The sequence below is a fragment of the Dyadobacter frigoris genome (assembly GCF_005280585.1).
GTDB classification, from domain to species: domain Bacteria; phylum Bacteroidota; class Bacteroidia; order Cytophagales; family Spirosomataceae; genus Dyadobacter; species Dyadobacter frigoris.
In genome coordinates, this window is record NZ_SZVO01000012.1 from 95788 (window position 1) to 113562 (window position 17775).

General features: G+C 40.1%; 17 protein-coding genes. 2 read left to right on the forward strand and 15 right to left on the reverse strand.

The window, feature by feature from the left end:
- The first annotated feature begins 89 nt into the window (after window positions 1–89).
- Window positions 90–851 carry an SDR family oxidoreductase gene (locus FDK13_RS23690; RefSeq protein ID WP_137342492.1) on the forward strand — a complete coding sequence of 254 codons (762 nt, stop codon included), beginning with the start codon at window positions 90–92 and terminating at the stop codon, window positions 849–851.
- Between the two features lie 263 nt (window positions 852–1114).
- On the opposite strand, the gene FDK13_RS23695 is transcribed toward FDK13_RS23690, so the two are convergent.
- The 11 genes from FDK13_RS23695 to FDK13_RS23740 form a co-directional block, all read right to left on the reverse strand.
- On the reverse strand, window positions 1115–1507 hold the full coding sequence (locus tag FDK13_RS23695) for a GreA/GreB family elongation factor (protein WP_137342493.1): 393 nt from the start codon (window positions 1505–1507) through the stop codon (window positions 1115–1117).
- A gap of 164 nt (window positions 1508–1671) precedes the next feature.
- A complete protein-coding gene (locus FDK13_RS35540) occupies window positions 1672–1839 on the reverse strand; it encodes a hypothetical protein (RefSeq protein WP_170982898.1) in 168 nt (55 codons plus the stop codon).
- A 50-nt stretch (window positions 1840–1889) separates the two neighbouring features.
- Complete coding sequence (locus FDK13_RS23700; RefSeq protein ID WP_137342494.1) at window positions 1890–2237, reverse strand: TerB family tellurite resistance protein; 348 nt, start codon at window positions 2235–2237, stop codon at window positions 1890–1892.
- Between the two features lie 78 nt (window positions 2238–2315).
- The gene (locus tag FDK13_RS23705; RefSeq protein ID WP_137342495.1) at window positions 2316–3293 is read right to left on the reverse strand and encodes a hypothetical protein; all 978 of its coding nucleotides are present in this window, start codon (window positions 3291–3293) and stop codon (window positions 2316–2318) included.
- A 204-nt stretch (window positions 3294–3497) separates the two neighbouring features.
- Window positions 3498–4745 (reverse strand): RNA polymerase sigma factor, encoded by a 1248-nt coding sequence (locus FDK13_RS23710; protein WP_137342496.1) that lies wholly within the window; start codon window positions 4743–4745, stop codon window positions 3498–3500.
- Window positions 4746–4795: 50 nt separating this feature from the next.
- On the reverse strand, window positions 4796–5143 hold the full coding sequence (locus FDK13_RS23715) for a YciI family protein (RefSeq protein WP_137342497.1): 348 nt from the start codon (window positions 5141–5143) through the stop codon (window positions 4796–4798).
- Between the two features lie 80 nt (window positions 5144–5223).
- Window positions 5224–5676 carry a carboxymuconolactone decarboxylase family protein gene (locus tag FDK13_RS23720; RefSeq protein ID WP_137342498.1) on the reverse strand — a complete coding sequence of 151 codons (453 nt, stop codon included), beginning with the start codon at window positions 5674–5676 and terminating at the stop codon, window positions 5224–5226.
- Between the two features lie 95 nt (window positions 5677–5771).
- Window positions 5772–6326, reverse strand: coding sequence for a 2'-5' RNA ligase family protein (locus tag FDK13_RS23725; RefSeq protein ID WP_220417412.1), 555 nt, complete (start codon window positions 6324–6326; stop codon window positions 5772–5774).
- Window positions 6323–7477 carry an acyltransferase family protein gene (locus FDK13_RS23730; protein ID WP_137342499.1) on the reverse strand — a complete coding sequence of 385 codons (1155 nt, stop codon included), beginning with the start codon at window positions 7475–7477 and terminating at the stop codon, window positions 6323–6325. The genes FDK13_RS23725 and FDK13_RS23730 overlap by 4 nt, the downstream gene beginning before the upstream one ends.
- A 63-nt stretch (window positions 7478–7540) precedes the next feature.
- A complete protein-coding gene (locus FDK13_RS23735; RefSeq protein WP_137342500.1) occupies window positions 7541–8794 on the reverse strand; it encodes an MFS transporter in 1254 nt (417 codons plus the stop codon).
- Window positions 8795–9245: 451 nt separating this feature from the next.
- The gene (locus tag FDK13_RS23740) at window positions 9246–10211 is read right to left on the reverse strand and encodes a metallophosphoesterase (protein WP_137342501.1); all 966 of its coding nucleotides are present in this window, start codon (window positions 10209–10211) and stop codon (window positions 9246–9248) included.
- A 188-nt stretch (window positions 10212–10399) separates the two neighbouring features.
- On the opposite strand from FDK13_RS23740, the gene FDK13_RS23745 reads away from it, so the two are divergent.
- On the forward strand, window positions 10400–11182 hold the full coding sequence (locus tag FDK13_RS23745; protein WP_229216191.1) for a Type 1 glutamine amidotransferase-like domain-containing protein: 783 nt from the start codon (window positions 10400–10402) through the stop codon (window positions 11180–11182).
- Between the two features lie 104 nt (window positions 11183–11286).
- On the opposite strand, the gene FDK13_RS23750 is transcribed toward FDK13_RS23745, so the two are convergent.
- The 4 genes from FDK13_RS23750 to FDK13_RS23765 all read right to left on the reverse strand — a co-directional run bounded on the left by FDK13_RS23750 (window position 11287) and on the right by FDK13_RS23765 (window position 17602).
- A complete protein-coding gene (locus FDK13_RS23750; protein ID WP_137342502.1) occupies window positions 11287–14520 on the reverse strand; it encodes a TonB-dependent receptor in 3234 nt (1077 codons plus the stop codon).
- Between the two features lie 167 nt (window positions 14521–14687).
- Entirely contained in the window at window positions 14688–15128 is a 441-nt protein-coding gene (locus tag FDK13_RS23755; RefSeq protein ID WP_137342503.1) for a MarR family winged helix-turn-helix transcriptional regulator, read from the reverse strand.
- Between the two features lie 10 nt (window positions 15129–15138).
- Complete coding sequence (locus FDK13_RS23760; RefSeq protein ID WP_137342504.1) at window positions 15139–15966, reverse strand: universal stress protein; 828 nt, start codon at window positions 15964–15966, stop codon at window positions 15139–15141.
- 274 nt (window positions 15967–16240) lie between these two features.
- Window positions 16241–17602: a hypothetical protein gene (locus FDK13_RS23765; RefSeq protein ID WP_137342505.1), complete on the reverse strand. Its 1362-nt coding sequence runs from the start codon at window positions 17600–17602 to the stop codon at window positions 16241–16243.
- Between the last annotated feature and the right edge of the window lie 173 nt (window positions 17603–17775).

A 17775-nucleotide genomic window follows, 5' to 3' on the forward strand; every position in this document is an offset into this window, starting at 1 on the left:
CAAAGACGCCTGGCAGTGCTGATCCTTAAAAATCAGCCTGTTAATGTGTAGTTAAAAAATACAAAGATCATTTTCAAAAAACAGAAATTATGGAATTGAAAGGTAAAACAGTACTCATAACAGGAGGAGCTTCGGGTCTTGGCCTGGAATCGGCGAGGCAATTTTTGGCGAAGGGAGCGCATGTAATCATTTGCGGAAGAAATCAGGCAAAACTGGATCAGGCGAAAAAAGGTCTTCCTGAAATACAGGTAATCGCTTGCGATGTGTCCAATAAGGAAGACTCGAAAAAACTGTTCGATCAGATAAAAAGCTTAGGCGGCATCGACATATTGTACAACAATGCCGGCGTTGGCACGCAGCCTCGTAACCTTGGTTTGGCAGGAGAACTCAATTACGACAACGCCGCTTACGAAATGAATATTAATTATCTGTCCGTAATTCACCTGACCAATCTTTTTATTGAAATGCTTAAAACAAGAAAAGGAGCAATTATCAACACAACATCGGTTTTAAGCTATTTGCCTGCGCTGCTTGCTCCAACGTATTCGGCTTCCAAAGCTGCATTGCGGTTTTATACAGAGTCGCTGAGGAAACACCTGGAAATTACCGGAAGCGCTGTGAAAGTGTTTGAACTTCTGCCGCCTTTGGTTGATACCGATATGACAGAAGGACTGAATGAAAAAAAAATGTCCTCAGAAGATGTGGTAAAAGCTTTGATATCAGGAATTTATCAGGACAAATTTACAATAAGAGTAGGGCCGACAAAATTTCTTTATGCAATGAACCGTCTTTTCCCAAAGCTTGCATTCTCCATGTTAAACCAGAAAAAGTATTACGCACTGCTTCAATAATTGAATTTTAGCGATCAAAAAATTCCCATTATAACCTTATTCGCCCAGGTGGACAAGGTTATAATAGGATATCCGGCCGCTTTAAAGCAGTTATAAAATAATAAAGAACATAGTAATGGTTAGCGTCCAGATGACGATAATGATAATTTCAGATGTAGTTAATCTGTCCGAATTACGAAGCCTTATTTTTTTCATTTTTATATATCGATGACATTTCAGGTACCGGGAAAGCAGCAAAATATGGCCGCTGTACATACAATGATTTAAACTCTAAGCTGTCTTACATCCAGGATTTCAAATTTTTTCATTCCCGCCGGCATTTTCCATTCCACTTTTTCGCCTTTGCAAAGGCCGATTAATGCAGCACCCATAGGTGTTAAAACGGATATTTTTTGTTGTTTTATGTCCGCAAATGCTGGCATGACAATAGAGAATTCCAGCTCTTTATTGGTAATCAGTTCCCTGACTTTTACCATTGAATTCAGTCGGATACTATCTTCCGGAAGCTCATTGTTTTCTACCACAATGGCGCGGTTTAATTCATAAGACAGCGTCATTTCATTACCGTTGGCAGTGGAAGAAAAAGTTTCTGTGAATTGTTTTAACAGGCGAAAATCATCTTCGCCCAATATTACAAGGTTTTTTATATTGCTCATCGTCGGATGTATTTATATCAAAGCGTCGCATATTAAATTGCCGGACGCCTGTATGCAGGTTTCCGGTGTGGAAACCTGTGTATAATGGGCAGATTGACTACCCTGAAAAGTTTAACCTGGAATTATTTTCCCCTGAACCGGAGAATTAACCCCGATATCTCGCATTAAAGCAGATTCGGGGTAATCGTGTTGAAGTCCTTGAAATTGGAAATGTAGTAGGTTTTTGCAGTAAAGCTATGGAACGGAACCTGATCCACGGAATGGAACGTTTCCATCAGCAGATCAGGATAGTGCGTAATCCTGCAAAAATATTTTTCTGATTTAGCTGTCATTATTAAAAATAAAATGCGTTCGAGCCCGCTACGTTCTACTTAAATAATCCTTAAAGCCTGCGGACCTGAGCCCAGAACTGCTGAATAAAGCTTCTCTCTCTACGGGAAATTCCTTCATGTAATCTGGTGACACGCTGCATGGTACGTACAAACCGTTGTTTTGTAGTTTCATTTAATTCAACACGCGGAATAGCCATTTTTCGTGAACCGGAAACATATCCTTCCTGATCCGGATTGCTGATAATTTCCCGGATAAAACTGGCGTATAGGTCAATATCCTCATGCGGAAGAGCTGCGAAAAGGTCTTTGACAAAATGCGTTTCTCTCAAATTGGGACTATTTTCATTCAAAAATAAAGATTGAATTCCTGAGGCAGGACTTAAATTAGCTGAATGCATATTCTAATGATTTTAACACATATTGAAATTTTATGCTGATTGCGATAGTCAACAAAAAAACAGCTTCAAATCCCGTACCTAAGCAAAAGATCGGGCGGCCAAATGGTGAAAGACCCGCTCATCCAACCGGTATCGGTCATTAAGTGTCAAACTGCTGCGGGCTGTGAACAAGGCATAGTTGACCGCGTTGTACAGTAACCAGTAGGAGGGGGCGGAACTCAAAATCCGCTCTTCGAGGCGTAGACGTTCCTGTGCCTGTTTCGCAAGCTGGACTGGAATTGGTAAAGTTTTCAGCAATCCTTCATCCGCTTTTTTCATAACAGTATTATGGAAATGTTCGTAAATGTCCGCCGTTAATGTTGGTTTGGACTGGATGTGATAGGTGAGCATATCACGTAAACGCTGCTGGAAAATGTCCATCGTAAGTTTGCCATGATGGATTTTACGTATTTCAGAACCTGCTTTCGAGGGACTATTTTGCCCCTTCGGACTCTTTGCGGTCCGTGCTTTCTCTTTTCCTAACGACCATTGTTTCAGCCATTGCTGATAAGCCGATACTTTCACAAAAGGATCAGCCCAGCCAACGAGTCCGTTCTGGCAAACCGTCCGGAACATACTGCTGCCCGGCAAGGTGTTTTCGTCCGGTACCGAAGTCAGTGTCTGTCCTTGTACACTAAATGGTGTTTTGCCATTGTAACTATTGGTCAGGATCAGACTTTTATGCAGTTTTTCACCGCTAATGGATAATTCTTCTGGTAAGATAATGCTTATACTAAACTCACCCGTGGTGGTATGTTTGATTTGAAGTGTGTAATCATCAATCAGTTCATTAACAACATCACGGATCGCAGCATTTGGAATAATGGAATAATCAGCGCTTTGAATGCCAAAAATTGTTTTCCGGCCTCCATCAGGTTGCCCCACAATAAGTTGCTGACGATCAGTAGCCATTATATCATATTCTGGCAACAGGTCGGCCAGCCACACCGGATTTACAGGATAACATATGTCGTCCCATGAATTCGCTAATTGTGGTTGTGCGCTGATATAAGTCATTAATTTTACTTTTTTATTTTTACAGTTGTAAATTTACAGCCGTGTTTTTTAGAAACAAAATATTGGACTAACAATTATTTTATTGTTGATTTTTCTTCACTTAGAAAGTGCCTGAAACTACTCGTTATGGAAGTTTTTAGATTGAAAAAGTGATGAAATATTTCGGGCCAAATTAATCACTGTCAATGTTTGAAAATTATATTTTCAGTTTAACAGCCGGTCAATATTTTTGCTGATCGTAGCTTTATCGGCAGAAGAATGCGCAAGATTTAGTGCAGTTTGAAAATGTTCCAGTGCTTTTTTATTATCAATTCCAGTGTACAGATTACCCAACAAGGAGTAATAGAAATGATAATCCGCCAGATGTAGCTTTTCCGCTTCAATAATCGCTTCCTTTTTACCATTGGTTTTCGCCAGTGCAAAGGTGCGGTTTAATGCCGCAATCGGAGAATATTCTAAAATAAGCAGGGCGTTATAAAGTTGCAGGATATTTTCCCATTTTTCGGAGCTGTCCTGTTTCTGCGTATGCCAATAAGCTATACCTGCTTCCAGATGATATTTTGACACTATGTTTCCTGTGGAAGCAAGATTTAAAAAGTGTGTACCCAGTTCAATCAGTTCCTGATTCCAGAGCGTTTCGTCCTGTTCTTCATATAAAATCGTTTCCCCATCATCGTTTGTTCTGGCGTCAAATCTTGATGAATGAAAACTCATTAATGCAAATAATGCATTCACAGAAGGTTTATTTGTACTGGCATTTTCTATAAGCAGGTAACAAAGACGCTTCGCTTCTTCGCAAAGGTCTTTTCTTAAAATAGTGTTTTGAGATTCGGGACGGCGGCCTGTGGAGTAATAACCTTCTGAAAATAGTAGATATATAGTAGTTAAGACGCTGTCCAGCCGGTTATTTATTTCAGAAACTGTGGGCTGTTCAATTTTAATATTTGCCTCTTTTAATTTTTCCTTGGCCCGGTTGATCCTTTTATAAATTACCTCTTTGTTCGTTAAAAACGCATCTGCAATTTCCTGGATCCCAAATCCGCAAAGCAGATTGAGTGCGAGTGCAACCTGCGCTTCACTGGAAATCGCGGGGTTGCAAACGGTGAAAATCATAGCCAGCTGGCTGTCGGCAATGTTTTTACCGGACAAATCAATTTCGATTTCTTCTGTTTTTTGGGTAAGGTATTTGATATCAGCCGAGAGCTTTTGTTCAAAAAATGAATTGCGCTTTAAATAATTTTTGGTCTTATTTTTTGCCACAGTATAAAGCCAGGCCGTCGGATTTTCGGGCAATCCTTTGATACTCCACAACTCGGTCGCAGCTAAAAATGTATCACTCACAATATCTTCCGCAATCTCAATGTGTTCGATACCAAATAAATAACAGAGCACCGCTACGATTTTACGATACTCTGTCCGGAATACTTTTGGTATTAATTCTCTTTCTTCCATAAAATTTATAAACTGCCTTCGCAGATAACAAAGGCAGTTTTGTATTATTTCTAAGCAGTTACAACGGCCATGCGCACTTCCACTTTAGCGCCCCATTGCAATATCGGACAACCTTTTGCGATTTCAACGGCTTCGTCATAATCGTTGGCTCTGATAATCAGCATCCCGCCGATCGATTCTTTGATTTCGGCGTAAGGTCCGTTGATTACCGTATTATTCTCTTTGACAACGCGGCCGTCGGAATCCCAACGTTTTGGCGGAGCCACCAGTTTATTTTGAGCGGCAATACCGCCGATCCAGTCCTGAAATGGTTTAATAGCAGCCTGCATTTGTTCGGGAGATGGTTTGGCATCCACACTGGTCAGGTCCCGGTGGATTACCAATAAGAATTCGTTCATGGTTTATTGATTTTAAGGTTTTAGTAAAACAACTTTGACAATCAGCTATCGGCAGAAAGTTGATTGCCATAGCCTTTTTCTCAGCCAAATTGCCCTACCTGATACGTACCTGCTTGATTTGGAAATGCAAGATTAATACGATTCCAGGTATTAATGTTTGTGATAACGAAAGTCAGGTCAATCATCTCTTCATCGGAAAACTGCTTTTTGGTTTCGTTATAAACTTCATCCGGAATGACAGCTTTCGTGACCGCTTCGGCCCATCCCAGCGCGGCTCTCTCACGCTCGGAATAGTACGGAGTTTCACGCCATGCACTCAAACCATATAACCGTTGTTCCGTTTCACCGTTGGCACGCGCATCTTTTGAGTGCATATCAAGACAATAAGCGCAGGAATTTATTTGTGATACTCTGAATAAAACCAGTTCGAGAAGATTTTTTTCAAGAGGGGATTTTTTTAAATAACCTCCAACCGCATAAAGCGTTTTTAAAGCATTTTGACCTTTTTCGTGTACGTTAATTCTAGGTTCCATTTTATTGAAAATTTAATTGTTAAAAACTAATGACAACTGGATTTTCATATCTGGACAAAGTGGTCAAAATATTTTTTTAAACAGGGAATATTTTTTCAAAGGACCGATTTTACGATGGGGAATTGTTCGATGATAGTCCATCGTCCTCCATCAGTTTGTTCAATTAAACTGATTGTATCAAAAGTTACCATTGACGGTAATTTGTACTTTTTTATTTGGTCAAAAATCTCATCGGTACAAGTTGAATTTCGAGGATGCATTAGGGTGATGTGCGGGAGATAATGTTTGTTGAATTCCTGTATTCCTTTTAATACTTTTTCCCTTAGGTCGTAAAACTCTTGATTCCCGGTTCTGGCAGGAATTAATACACCTTTTCCGTTCTCAAATCTCTCCGCAGGTTCAAATTCAATTATCAAAGGTTGGACAAGGGAAATCGTTTTGATATTGTGTATAACCACATCAGGCTTTTCAATCTCATTATCTCTGCACAGCGTAACATGTGCAGAGATAAGCTCATGTTGAGCAGGATTGAATTCTGCTCTTATCTTTTCAATTTCTTCGTTTTGACTAGAAAGAAATAAGGTAAGCTGGCGTCTCATTTTATTATTTTGAATGCTTGATTGGAAGTGGTGATTCAGCAAATTAATCAAAGAATTTTCTTTACACCCGGTATTTGAACGATAAGGTAACCCAGCAGAAAACTTAGTAAAATACCGGCGGGCGCAACAATTAAAAGTTTTAATGAAGAATCTACCGACCAGTTTTTCAATAAAAGTGACAAGCAAATAAGAACGAATGGATGGAAAATATATACCGCAAAAGCGCAACGGGACAATTTCCCCAAAAATGCAGACGGCTTATTCCAGTAATTTTTACCGATATAAAGCAGTAAGGTAATAATACTCAAACCGGTAAGCTGTTCCCACATTGGATAGAGTAATGATTGAAAATGCGCGCCGCCACTGTACCATTCGATAGGTGTATTGAATAAGATCTTGACTGCATAAATTAGTGGAAAGCCAAATAGGATCAGACAAAGCGTTATCATGCCAAATTTTTTATAACGGGAATTAATGTCATCCAACCAGTTGCTGTTATAACAAACAAGTCCCCAAAAGAACAGAGCAATGTATTGTGGAAAATGACCAAGTTGAAATCCAAAAGGATCTAAAACCCAGCCCACAGGAAACACAATTCGTACAAGAAAACTCACGAAACCAAGACCGCTGGCAAATACTAAAATTGCAGAAACCGAAGGTGCTTTTCGCATCGCAGGTTTTGACTTGTCAGCTTCCCTCCATAAAATATATATGGCCGTAAATAACAAAAGAGCGACAACAAACCACATCACGCCAAAACTGATCCAGTTGTCGTATCCGCTCAAAAACTGCCAGAATGTGATATGGTGGCCTCCGGCGTAATAATAAACCAGATAATTCATCACCGGAGAAAGTATAAAGGAGTAAAACAGCAGCGGAATCCCAAGCCTTTTAAGCCGGTCTTTAACAAAAACTGCTGTGCCCTTTTTAGTAAGAGAAGCCGGAATAAACAGCGCAGAAAGGAAAAAGAAAAACCCCATGAAAAATGCCTGGTTGGTTGCTACAAGCATGGTGACTGGAATTATTACACCACTTTTTAAGGTCTTTTCTGAATAATACCAGGAGCCTGGACCGGCGTACGTGACACAGGCATGGTGCAAAACGACCAGTCCGGTGAGCAATACTTTCAGGTGATCAATATAGAGGATTTTGCCGACGGGAGGATTTAGGCCTGTCGTTGGGTTTAATGGTTTATGTGACATTTTCGAAATATTTTAGAATCGATTTTTTCCAAATTACAATCACATTTAATTGAATCAAAGATTTTATTCAGGTGACACCTCAAACGTAATCCTCTTCGTAGCATCAATTTTCAGCCAGAGCAGCGCTCCAATGATCAAAAGAATGGCCAGAAGTACAACCGGGGCGTGATAATTATTACCGAAAGCGGTAACCAGATAGCCAAATCCAATCGTATTCAAAGTACTCCCAAAAAGTCCGGCGGTATTCATTGCTCCGGTAATTGTGCCTGCATTTTTGCCTCCGATATCCATGGCTGTGGACCAGGATGCAGGAATTGTGAAATCCATAAGTCCAAGTCCGGAAGATAACAGGATCGTTGCGGCAGTGTTGTCATTGACAAAAACGGATATCATCATCAATATTCCCGAAAGCCCCAGTCCTGTAAGTGCCACGGCCGCGCGTCCCCATCTTGGACCAATCTTTTTGACCAGAAAATCACAGACAAAACCTCCTGAAAGACACCCCACTGCGCCTAAAACAAATGAAAAGGAAGTGATAAACGACATTTCCTGATCGTCAAGTCCTCTGCCTTTTTGCAGGTAAGTGGGAAGCCAGGCCTGAAAGAAAAAGGCTCCGGAAGCGTAGCAAAAGTACATTGCCATCAGAAGCTGTAAATTGGTATTTTTGAAAATGGCCCAGGAAAATTTGTGATGTCCTTGCGGCAGATTTCGCTTGTTAAGAATGTTATTTAATTCGTGTTCGGTGATACCTTTCATTTCGGAGGGCTCTTCCTTAAACCACAATTTCCAGAAGATTACCCACAACAAACCGAGTATCCCAAGGAAGAAAAAACTGCCCCGCCAACCGAAATGATTTTGAATCGGTATGACTAAAAATGGCGTTAAAGCCCCACCCACGCGGCTTGCTGACCATATCCATGCTTGTCCCCGTGCCCTTTCGATAGCAGGAAACCATTTGGAAAGAACAATGGAGGAATTTGGATAAGCGCCGGCTTCTCCAATTCCAAAAAGAAAGCGTGTCATGAGCATCATGCCAAAACCTGTTGCAAAGCCGGTCAGCACTGTAAAAGCCGACCACCATAATACGACTCGTATCAGTACTTTTTTTGCGCCAAGCCGGTCGCCCATTAAACCGGTTGGAATTTCAAAACCACCATAAGCCAATGCGAAAATACCCAGAATCCAACCCAGTTGCTCTTTGCTCAGTCCCAGATCTGTCATGATTTTGGGACTGGCAACACTGATTGCAATACGATCCAGAAAAGTGATTACAGAAAGAAGTGAAAGGGCAAAGAGAACCTGATAACGTTTTTTCATGAAAGGTTATGGAGGAGAAATTTATTTAAAATTTAGATTGAAATCGTGCGGTGTAATCGCGGGTTAATATTAATATTTTAATTAAGAAGAGACCAACCTGGTGACTTTTACTGATTGTTGTTGGTTTTTATATGTTTTCCTGATTGATTCTTTTATCTGATTTTAATACATCGATTCGTCATATACAGTTGCCTCGGTTTTTAGCAATGTATGGTCATCATAATTTTTCCACTTTTGAAAAGTGAAAAATCAACATCAAGTCATTCATCAGTTCGAATTTTCTCCTTTGGCGAAGGTGGGTGTTTTTGTGATCGAGAATAAAAGATAAGAAAAATACAACTTTGTTTTCTGAAACGGCAAAGGCTCTTATTGCAGCTGTGGGAGAAACAAAACAATTAGTTTGCCTGATTTTTAAGAAATATATCCTATGTTTAATTTCGGTCATTAAAATCTACACTTTCGTTAGTTCCGTTTCATATAATAATTTCCCCGTATGGTTGATAGCCTTTACATTCAGCCGTTTGCTATCCATTGAAAAATACATAAAACCATTTTCCGAAGCCTGAAAGCGGGCGTAATCAACTCCGGTTTTTACGGGTGATAGTTCCGATCCGGCTCCTGAAATAAACTGATGCGTGTATCCTTCCGGTTTCAGATGTTGAAGAGAATGTTCATGGCCGGAAAGGTATACATCAACCTTATGCTCTTCAAAAGTTTTCGTCAATTTGGCTCTGATCGCAAGCGTATCGTAATTTGTTATACGCGGGCCAACTGTGTAGTAAGGATGGTGCCCAACTACAATTTTCCATTTTACATCCGCAGAAGCATTTTGCAAAGTTTCGTTGATCCAGGCTATTTGTTTGTCGGCTTCATCTTTGTGCTCATCATCGATCATCGGATTGCTATCAATCATGACAAATAAAACCTTTCCTTTTTCCTTACCGATCTGGATTTCCCTGGCATAATAACGTGACGGCATTTTCCATCGCCGGCTAATGCCGCTGTAACGGATCTGTGCGTCAGGATCGGTCATATAATCATGATTTCCCAGGATCGCGTACCAATCACATTGCAGTGCATAAGCCGTATATACATTTTCAAAAGAGTAGTGCCACAATGGATCGTGCTCGCTAACAACGCCTTTTGGGTAGAAATTATCTCCGACAGAAATGACAAAATTATTCTTATGCTGACCGCCCCATTGTCCCATCTGTTTTCCAACTTCCTGTTGAAGAAATTCACCATTTCGCCCCCAATCGCCTAATGCCATAAAATGCAAAGCATAATTATCTTCGACAGCCGTGCGACCGGTAAGATCTTCACTTTCAATATGAGTTACTGCCGGTTGAACAACTTTTTCAAATGGATTTATTAAAGATGCTCCAATGGTAGATCTTACAAAGTCTCTGCGTTTCATGATTGCTTTTGTATTTTGATGATGTCGGCAAGTTGATTTTTGTAACCACCGTTGTTTGAAGTACAGCAGCAGGGCTTGTTACGGGCTACTCTTCTTTTGGATTTTTTTTAATATTATAGATGTATCTTGTTGAGACAATGATATTTTTAGATATTTTACCATAACGCCAACCGCCAACTCCTGTTAAAATGATGAACCGACGTGAATTTGTTCAACTGAGCGCAACAACTGCCTTAACCGCAAATATTACATTAGCCAAACCCAGTACTGAATTGAAGGAGTTGAAAAAGAAAATTTTCATTACCGGTGGATCGATGGACAGCAAGTTCATCATGTACATCGCCGGACTAACAGGGAAAGAAAACCCAAAGATTTGTTTTTTGCCAACTGCAACCGGTGATTCTCTGGTTACTATCACGCGCTGGTATGATTCCTGTTCTGGTTTACCAATCCGGCCGTATGTTCAGCGTTTATTTATTTCGTCTTATACCCAGAAAGAATCATTTGAAACAGTGCTTTTAGGTATGGACGCCATTATTGTCGGCGGGGGAAATACGCTGAATATGATGGTGATCTGGAAAGCTCAAAAAATTGATGAAGTGTTAAAAAAGGCCTGGGAAAAAGGCATCGTCCTTGGCGGCGGCAGCGCAGGTTCTCTTTGCTGGTTTGAACATGGAACAACAGATTCCCGCCCGACGGAACTGACAAAAGTAGACGGATTGGGATTTATAACGACAAGTCATTGTCCACATTATCATGCAGAAGCTCCACGGAAACCACTTTATTGGGCAAAAATTAAAAGTGGAGAATATAAGGCGGGATATGCGGTTGACGATAAAGCCGGTATTTATTTTGAAGACAATCAGGTGAAAAAAGTAGTAGCGCTTGATGAGCAAAGCAATGCCTATTTTGTGTCTCTTGAAAAAGGAGAAATTAAAGAAGATGTGTTTCAGAAGGAAATTCTGAAATAATTGTAAGGGCTCTTTTGTTGTTAAGTTTGATGCGCGAAACGAAAGCTCATAAAGAAACCGCAAGGCTCGTAAGTCCTGCGGTTTTTTTATTTCTACTTCAATTCTTAGAATGAATATCTCGCACCAAGCTGCATCTGGCAACGTGATCCTAATGGATCAATCGAGTAAGGTGCGCCTGGTTTTGTCCATGTAAATGTTGGATCACCTGTTGTTGGATTTGTCGCACGTGTCAAACCAACAGAAGCGGTTGAGTTAAACGTATTTGGAGAGAAATATGAATATCCTAATTTTTTGTCAACCAGATTCAGGAAGTTAAGAATGTCATACGTAACCTGGATCGACTTACGGCCTTTGATTTTAAACTCATGCATAAAACGGAGGTCCATCGTATTGTTCCAGGGTGTACGGCCACCGTTTCTTTCTGTGAAATTTCCTTTCTGACCTTTCAAATATGATTTTGAATCTACAAAAGCCATGAAATCAGTGGCTTGTGTTCCTGTTGGCAATAGTTTTTGTGCTTCGGCCAGGTCTTTTGGAATGTAAGCTAAGCTGTTTGCCTGCCCTGTTCCGTCAACTGTTGTATTAACATAACCCCATGAGAAAGGCGTACCTGACTGGAAAGAATAGAATAAACTTATCGTAGTTGCGTTTTTCGGGTTCCACATTTTGCGGTAATTCACAGTTCCAACAATGCGGCTGCGGATGTCAAAGTTGGAGTAAGCAAGCTTTGGATTGTTCGGATTCAATGACTGGTTAAGCTGCCAGTTTGATTCCATTGAGTTTCTGATACCGTTTGTGATATCATATGATTTTCCGTAAGTATAAGCTGCCGAGAATCCAAAACCCGTTGAGAAATTTTTCTGGATTTGTCCTGTCAAACTGTAACGGTAACCTTGTTTTGTGTTTGAAAGCATATAAGCATTCGCAAAGTTATTGTCAATCCGCTGCGCTCCGGCTGATCCGTTTGCTGCAACATAAATCGGCTGCTGATGCTGGGTGTCATAGCTGTAATAACGAACAACATCTTTGGTATTAACCTGCTGGAATTTAAGATCCTGAATTACTTTCGTATACAATGCTTCAACTGTAAACTTGTAGCCGTCCAATGTATAGTCTACCGCCAGATTACTTCTGAACATTTGCGGCATTTTGAAATTATTGTCGATTAAGTCAACCTGCGTACGTTTTACACCACCATTTGCAGGATTATTGTTGATCAATACACCCCCATTTGGTACTAATGGATCACCAACCAGTTTCGTTGCGGCTGTTGCATTGTTGTTGAAATCATACGCGCCATAACCTACACCGTTATTGTAGAATGCGTAACCCAGCCATGCAAAAGGAATACGCCCCGTAAATAGTCCTGTTCCACCGCGAAGAATAATGCTTTTATCTCCTTTAATGTCAAATTTGAAACCCAGACGTGGAGAAACCTGTACATTATTCAGAAACTTGTTATTGATCTGATTTAAAGGCGTGTAAGAATAAGTTCCGCCGTAGCCAGGATCTGTTGCAGCTCCTGTTACCAAAGGACTCAATGTTGGTTTTGTAGGTAATCCTGAGTAATCAAGACGAATACCAGGCGTGATTTTAAAGTTGTCTGTAAGCTGGATATCATCCTGAATATAAGCGCTCAACAAGTTGACCTTGAACTGTGCATAAGGATTATCAAACTGATTATCCAGATTATTTGTAGGATCAGCAAATGGATAAGATCCTCTCACACGGTTTGGAAGCGACTGGTTATTCGGCGTGCCAATGCCCAGAAACTGATTTAAATTACTGTAAGAAATACGACCGTTCGGGGAGTTTACAAATCCGTAGTTGATGTTGTAAAACTCGTTGTGCGTTCCAACCGTGAAAGTATTTTTACCTACATAAAAGGTGAAGTTATCCGTCAATTCAAATGTTTTTTGTTTAAGATTGAAAACGGATGCTTCGCGGTCATTGCCAAGGAAAATGGTTCCTCCGTTATATCCGATTTCCACCTGAGGGAAAGTTCTTACGTTGGAAAGCGTATTACGGTAATCATGGATCGATGAATATCCAACGATCAAACTGTTGGAAGAATGTCCTCCAAACTGGCTTTTTAATTCAGCAACGGTACTTGTCTGATTGTTATGTTGTTTGTAATCAATGCTTCCAAAGCGGAAATTTTGTGAATCACGTTCCAGGTTGGTGGCTTCTGAAAATACAGTATTGTTACGGATCGACAACTGATGTTTGCTGTTGATGTTCCAGTCAATTCGGTTGAAGAATTTGGTACTTTTCGAGTTGATCGAATAATTGCCGAAAGAACCGGCATCAAGACCGTAATTTGTTTTAACATAATCACTGATCTGCTGCGCAATAGCAACATCTTTGATGAGAGAAGAAGCAGTACCAGCCTGAAACTGAACAGGATCCTGGCGATTTGTGATCTCTTCATTCGTGAAAAAGAAAAGTTTATCTTTAATCAAAGGAAGACCTACACGAACACCCGTCTGGTATTCATGAAAAGTACTTGGCAATTTTTCCTTCGCATCAGAAGCTCCGTTCCATTTGGTAACTAGCGATGAATTACGTCCAAAACCGTAAACCGATCCGGTTACATCGTTTGTTCCGCTGCGTGTTACTGCATTTACAGAGCCACCTAAAAAGTTACCAAGTCTTACGTCAAAAGGAGCCACAGCAATCTGAATATCCTGAATCGCATCAAGACTGATCGGGTTGGTACGTGTACTGGATCCCGGCTGTCCGGTAGACCCTGTTGAGCCACCCAAAGATGGGCTAAAACCGATCGCATCATTATTTACCGCACCATCGACGGTTACGTTATTATACCGGAAGTTGGTACCTGCAAAAGAGTTGTTATTGTTTACCTGGGGAGAAGTTCTCGTCATATCGGTCAAACTGCGGGAAATCGTAGGCAGCCTTCGAATGGTTTCTGCGTTTATGCCGGATCCTGCGCCTTCGCGTTCTCCGCCACGTGATCCTGTTACCGTTACTTCGGTCAGTGTTTGGCCTGCATCTTTCAAGACCACATTTAAATTTGTCGTTTCGCCAAGTTGCAAGACGATGTCTGACAAAGTTTCAGTTTGAAATCCAACATAGGTAATCATGATTTGATAAGGGCCGCCAGCGTTCATGCTGTTGATGCGGAAACGTCCGTCAACATCCGTAACGGTTGCATATTTAGTTCCGGTTGGCACATAGGTGGCCTGAACCGTCGCTCCGATTAAACTTTCTTTTTTAGAGTCATTAACAAGGCCGCTTATGCCACTGGTTGTGATCTGGGCCCGGGAGATTGTTGTAAATAAAAGTAATAATAGCAGGGTAGAAACTGAAAGCTTCATGATTCGTAACTGTTTGATTGTTCTGGTTATACAATACAAAAGTCACAGAAATAGATAGCATGTATGTTAAGACAATGTTATGTAACGCGTTTTTAATCCTTTATTAATTTTGCAATTGTTGTTGGATATTGGCAAAAAAGACACAAATCCGGAATTTACGAATGCGATCATTTCAACAAATTAATCTCCATATTTTTAAGAAAACCAGTAATTTTCTTCATGTCCTGCCGGGGCAAATTTTTTGCCAGAATTTGATAAAATCCTTCTAATAATGGTTCAAGCTGCTTTTCATACTCTTTTCCGGAATCGGTCAGTGATATGATTTTATTTCGTCTGTCGGCAGGATCTTCATTTCGGGTTATCAGATTTCTTTTAGCCAGATTATCCAGAAGCGAAGTCAGGCTGGCTTTGTTTTTTTGAACCCGGTCTGCAATTTCCTGCTGGTTCATTTCTCCTTTTCGCCAAAGTACACCAAGCACCTGAACCATTTCATAAGTAAGATCAAGCTTATCTTTGCGTATTCTTCGCTGGACATACTGCTTCATGGCAATTCTGATGTTCAGAATTGCATCGATCAGGGCGGTGGTTTCTTTTAAAGGATCTTCCATCGCTTTTGAATTAATTTTCCTTAAAAATCAATACCGGAGTTTTCGCATTGAGTGTGATCGCTTCTGTGATGTTTTGATGGGTAAGATTATAGAAAAAACTGTATTTGCCTGGAAGTGCAACAATAAGCTGGATATCCTTGCTCTCTTTTGCAAAATCCAGGATACCTTTTGCAATGTTTTTTTCCTGGGCGTAAAAAACCTTATAGCTGAAATCACCGAGCATTTCCTTGATTTGAGCCTGGTAATTTCCGTCATCCCCGGTATGTTTGTGATCTACGTTTAGAATCACCAGCTCGGGATTTGGAAGTATTTGGCGTAACCTGTTAAGTCTTGGAAGTTGAGGGATCGCTCCCGGGCCGCAGGGGACCAGCACTCTTTCCACTTTTTTGTATTTACTGGCAGACGGGATAATCAAAACCGGAATTGTACTGATCTGCGCTATTTCAATCACATATTCGCCAATCGGACTTTCATCATCGCTGGCATCACTTCCCAAAAGAAGCAGGGTAGGGCCTTGATCTCTGATCATCTCGTGAACAGCACGCAAAATCGGAAGATCGCTAACAGCAATTTCGACTTTTACGCCATTTTTACATTTTTTAAGCAGCTCTTGTCCGGTCGCATTCAACTTTTCTTCGGTCTCAGTTCTTTCCTGAAGAATGTATTCGGCATTGGATTGCCCGTAGCCGGAAGGAATTATACTGGAATAAATTGAGACGTAATGTGTTTTAAGTAAGATAATTTTCTCAATATCAATATCTTGATTCAGGTCCGCGATAAACTGCAAGGCGTTGGAAGAAGTATTTGAAAAATCTACGGGAATCAGTATCGTTTTCATTTTACTTAAATTTAAAGTGTAATTTTTTTAGTTTAAATTTTCAGGTTTAAACTTTTTGATATGCTATGAAATCGCATATCTCTCACATAAAGTTAAGTATTAGATAGTTAAAATTCAAACTAAATTTGGAGAAAAAATTAATATTTTAAATGAGTGAAATATTGCGATACTGCTAAATATCCGATGAAGAGACAAAATCAAATTTTGTAATAAAAAACCCGTTGAGACTTAGCTTTTAAGTCGTAACGGGATCTTCCAACTGTTTATTTTTGGATTAGTAAATAGTAATAATTTTATTGTACCGTTCACTAACCAGCAAGGGATCCGTACTGGTCAGGCTTTCGGTACTTAGCCAGGCTTCATAGCGGCCGTTTGGAATTTCAGGCGTGATAGTAAAGTAAGGAAATGGAAAAGTTGAGGTGGTATAACCGGTATAAGCCTGTTTGAAAATCTGGCCTGATTCAATGTTTTTCAGTACTATATAACTTTTGCTGGTATTAGCTTCGGGCCAGGCTATTACCGGCTGGTTTCTGTCAAAAGAAGTAATGGCTTTGTACAGATAAACTTCGCCGTAAATGACTTCTTTCGGTTGGGAAAGTACTAGTAACGCGGGCTGAATACTGTCTTTTTTTGCCAAAAGCAAAGCAGGGTTTTCGGTAAAAGAGGTTCTAACTTCCTTATTGTCAATAAAAAGTTTTAATTCATAATTTCCCTGTGAAAAGCCGGAAGGAAGTTGTCCCCGAATGGTAAATCGATTCACAGCCGATAGTTTAATACTGAGAGATTCTGTGAAATCATTTTTTAAATGCAATTGATAAGAATGATCGTCAGTCATGTTATATCCTCCGAAAGAAACGGTATTTTGTCCTTCAAAACTGTATTTGTTCCACCCGTTTATTATTCTTACAGTAGGTGATCCATATTTTACCGTCAGGCTGTTTGGCAGCAAAAGTGAGCGGTTGTCCTTTTGCAAAGTCATTTCATAGTCACCTGCTTCGGCATCTTCCGGAAGATGAAATTTGAAAATTTTGTCTTCTCCCGAAATTCTATAACCGGCAATACTGGTAAACACTTCGCCTGTTTTTTTGTTTTTTATAGAAATTTTTCCTTGGACAAGACTGTCCTTTTCAGTCATACCATATTCAGTACCCCAATTTTCTACCGGTAATTTCAGATATTGATCCCAACCATCAATCGTATACTGATAATCGTTGCCGTCATCCTGGACTTTAAGAGGTGCAGCGGGCTGGACTATAACAGCAATCCCGTTTATCAAATTCTTATTGGCATCTGATACAACAAGTGTGACATATTCTCCCTGATAGCTGATAGCAAATTTACCGGATTGATTGCCTTGCTGAGCCTCCGGATGCATAAAGAATCCGTCAGGCATCTCAGCGGTTATGTTTAAAAGATTTCCACTTTTATAATCAGCAGGCAGCGTGATTATAATATAAGGCCGTTTATTGTCCAGGCTGATAAAACGAATGTTTTTTTCGGGAACTCCGTCAACCGAAAAACTTTCCAATCCAAATGTTTTGGTGAGATCAGGCGGAGGCGCAGTCTGTTCGGTAATTTCCTTTTTCTTACAGCTTGCCAAAGTTAAAATTAACAACAAAAAGAAGAGATTTTTCATAAGGGGGAGAAGTAAGTATTTAGAATAATAATATTTTAAGTAATTAATAGTGAGGGTATTATTTACTAAAATGAAATATTATAACCAATTAAATCAAACTAAATATAATTCCGAAATATTTTAGACCAATGCTTATGAAAGATAGATGAAAGCTATAAAAACCTGATATCAAA

Excerpts from the sequence above, each read along its gene's own strand:
- FDK13_RS23690 (WP_137342492.1), top strand. The coding sequence starts at position 90 with ATGGAATTGAAAGGTAAAACAGTACTCATAACAGGAGGAGCTTCGGGT.
- FDK13_RS23695 (WP_137342493.1), bottom strand. The coding sequence starts at position 1,507 with ATGAGCAATATAAAAAACCTTGTAATATTGGGCGAAGATGATTTTCGC.
- FDK13_RS35540 (WP_170982898.1), bottom strand. The coding sequence starts at position 1,839 with ATGACAGCTAAATCAGAAAAATATTTTTGCAGGATTACGCACTATCCT.
- FDK13_RS23700 (WP_137342494.1), bottom strand. The coding sequence starts at position 2,237 with ATGCATTCAGCTAATTTAAGTCCTGCCTCAGGAATTCAATCTTTATTT.
- FDK13_RS23705 (WP_137342495.1), bottom strand. The coding sequence starts at position 3,293 with ATGACTTATATCAGCGCACAACCACAATTAGCGAATTCATGGGACGAC.
- FDK13_RS23710 (WP_137342496.1), bottom strand. The coding sequence starts at position 4,745 with ATGGAAGAAAGAGAATTAATACCAAAAGTATTCCGGACAGAGTATCGT.
- FDK13_RS23715 (WP_137342497.1), bottom strand. The coding sequence starts at position 5,143 with ATGAACGAATTCTTATTGGTAATCCACCGGGACCTGACCAGTGTGGAT.
- FDK13_RS23720 (WP_137342498.1), bottom strand. The coding sequence starts at position 5,676 with ATGGAACCTAGAATTAACGTACACGAAAAAGGTCAAAATGCTTTAAAA.
- FDK13_RS23730 (WP_137342499.1), bottom strand. The coding sequence starts at position 7,477 with ATGTCACATAAACCATTAAACCCAACGACAGGCCTAAATCCTCCCGTC.
- FDK13_RS23735 (WP_137342500.1), bottom strand. The coding sequence starts at position 8,794 with ATGAAAAAACGTTATCAGGTTCTCTTTGCCCTTTCACTTCTTTCTGTA.
- FDK13_RS23740 (WP_137342501.1), bottom strand. The coding sequence starts at position 10,211 with ATGAAACGCAGAGACTTTGTAAGATCTACCATTGGAGCATCTTTAATA.
- FDK13_RS23745 (WP_229216191.1), top strand. The coding sequence starts at position 10,400 with ATGATGAACCGACGTGAATTTGTTCAACTGAGCGCAACAACTGCCTTA.
- FDK13_RS23750 (WP_137342502.1), bottom strand. The coding sequence starts at position 14,520 with ATGAAGCTTTCAGTTTCTACCCTGCTATTATTACTTTTATTTACAACA.
- FDK13_RS23755 (WP_137342503.1), bottom strand. The coding sequence starts at position 15,128 with ATGGAAGATCCTTTAAAAGAAACCACCGCCCTGATCGATGCAATTCTG.
- FDK13_RS23760 (WP_137342504.1), bottom strand. The coding sequence starts at position 15,966 with ATGAAAACGATACTGATTCCCGTAGATTTTTCAAATACTTCTTCCAAC.
- FDK13_RS23765 (WP_137342505.1), bottom strand. The coding sequence starts at position 17,602 with ATGAAAAATCTCTTCTTTTTGTTGTTAATTTTAACTTTGGCAAGCTGT.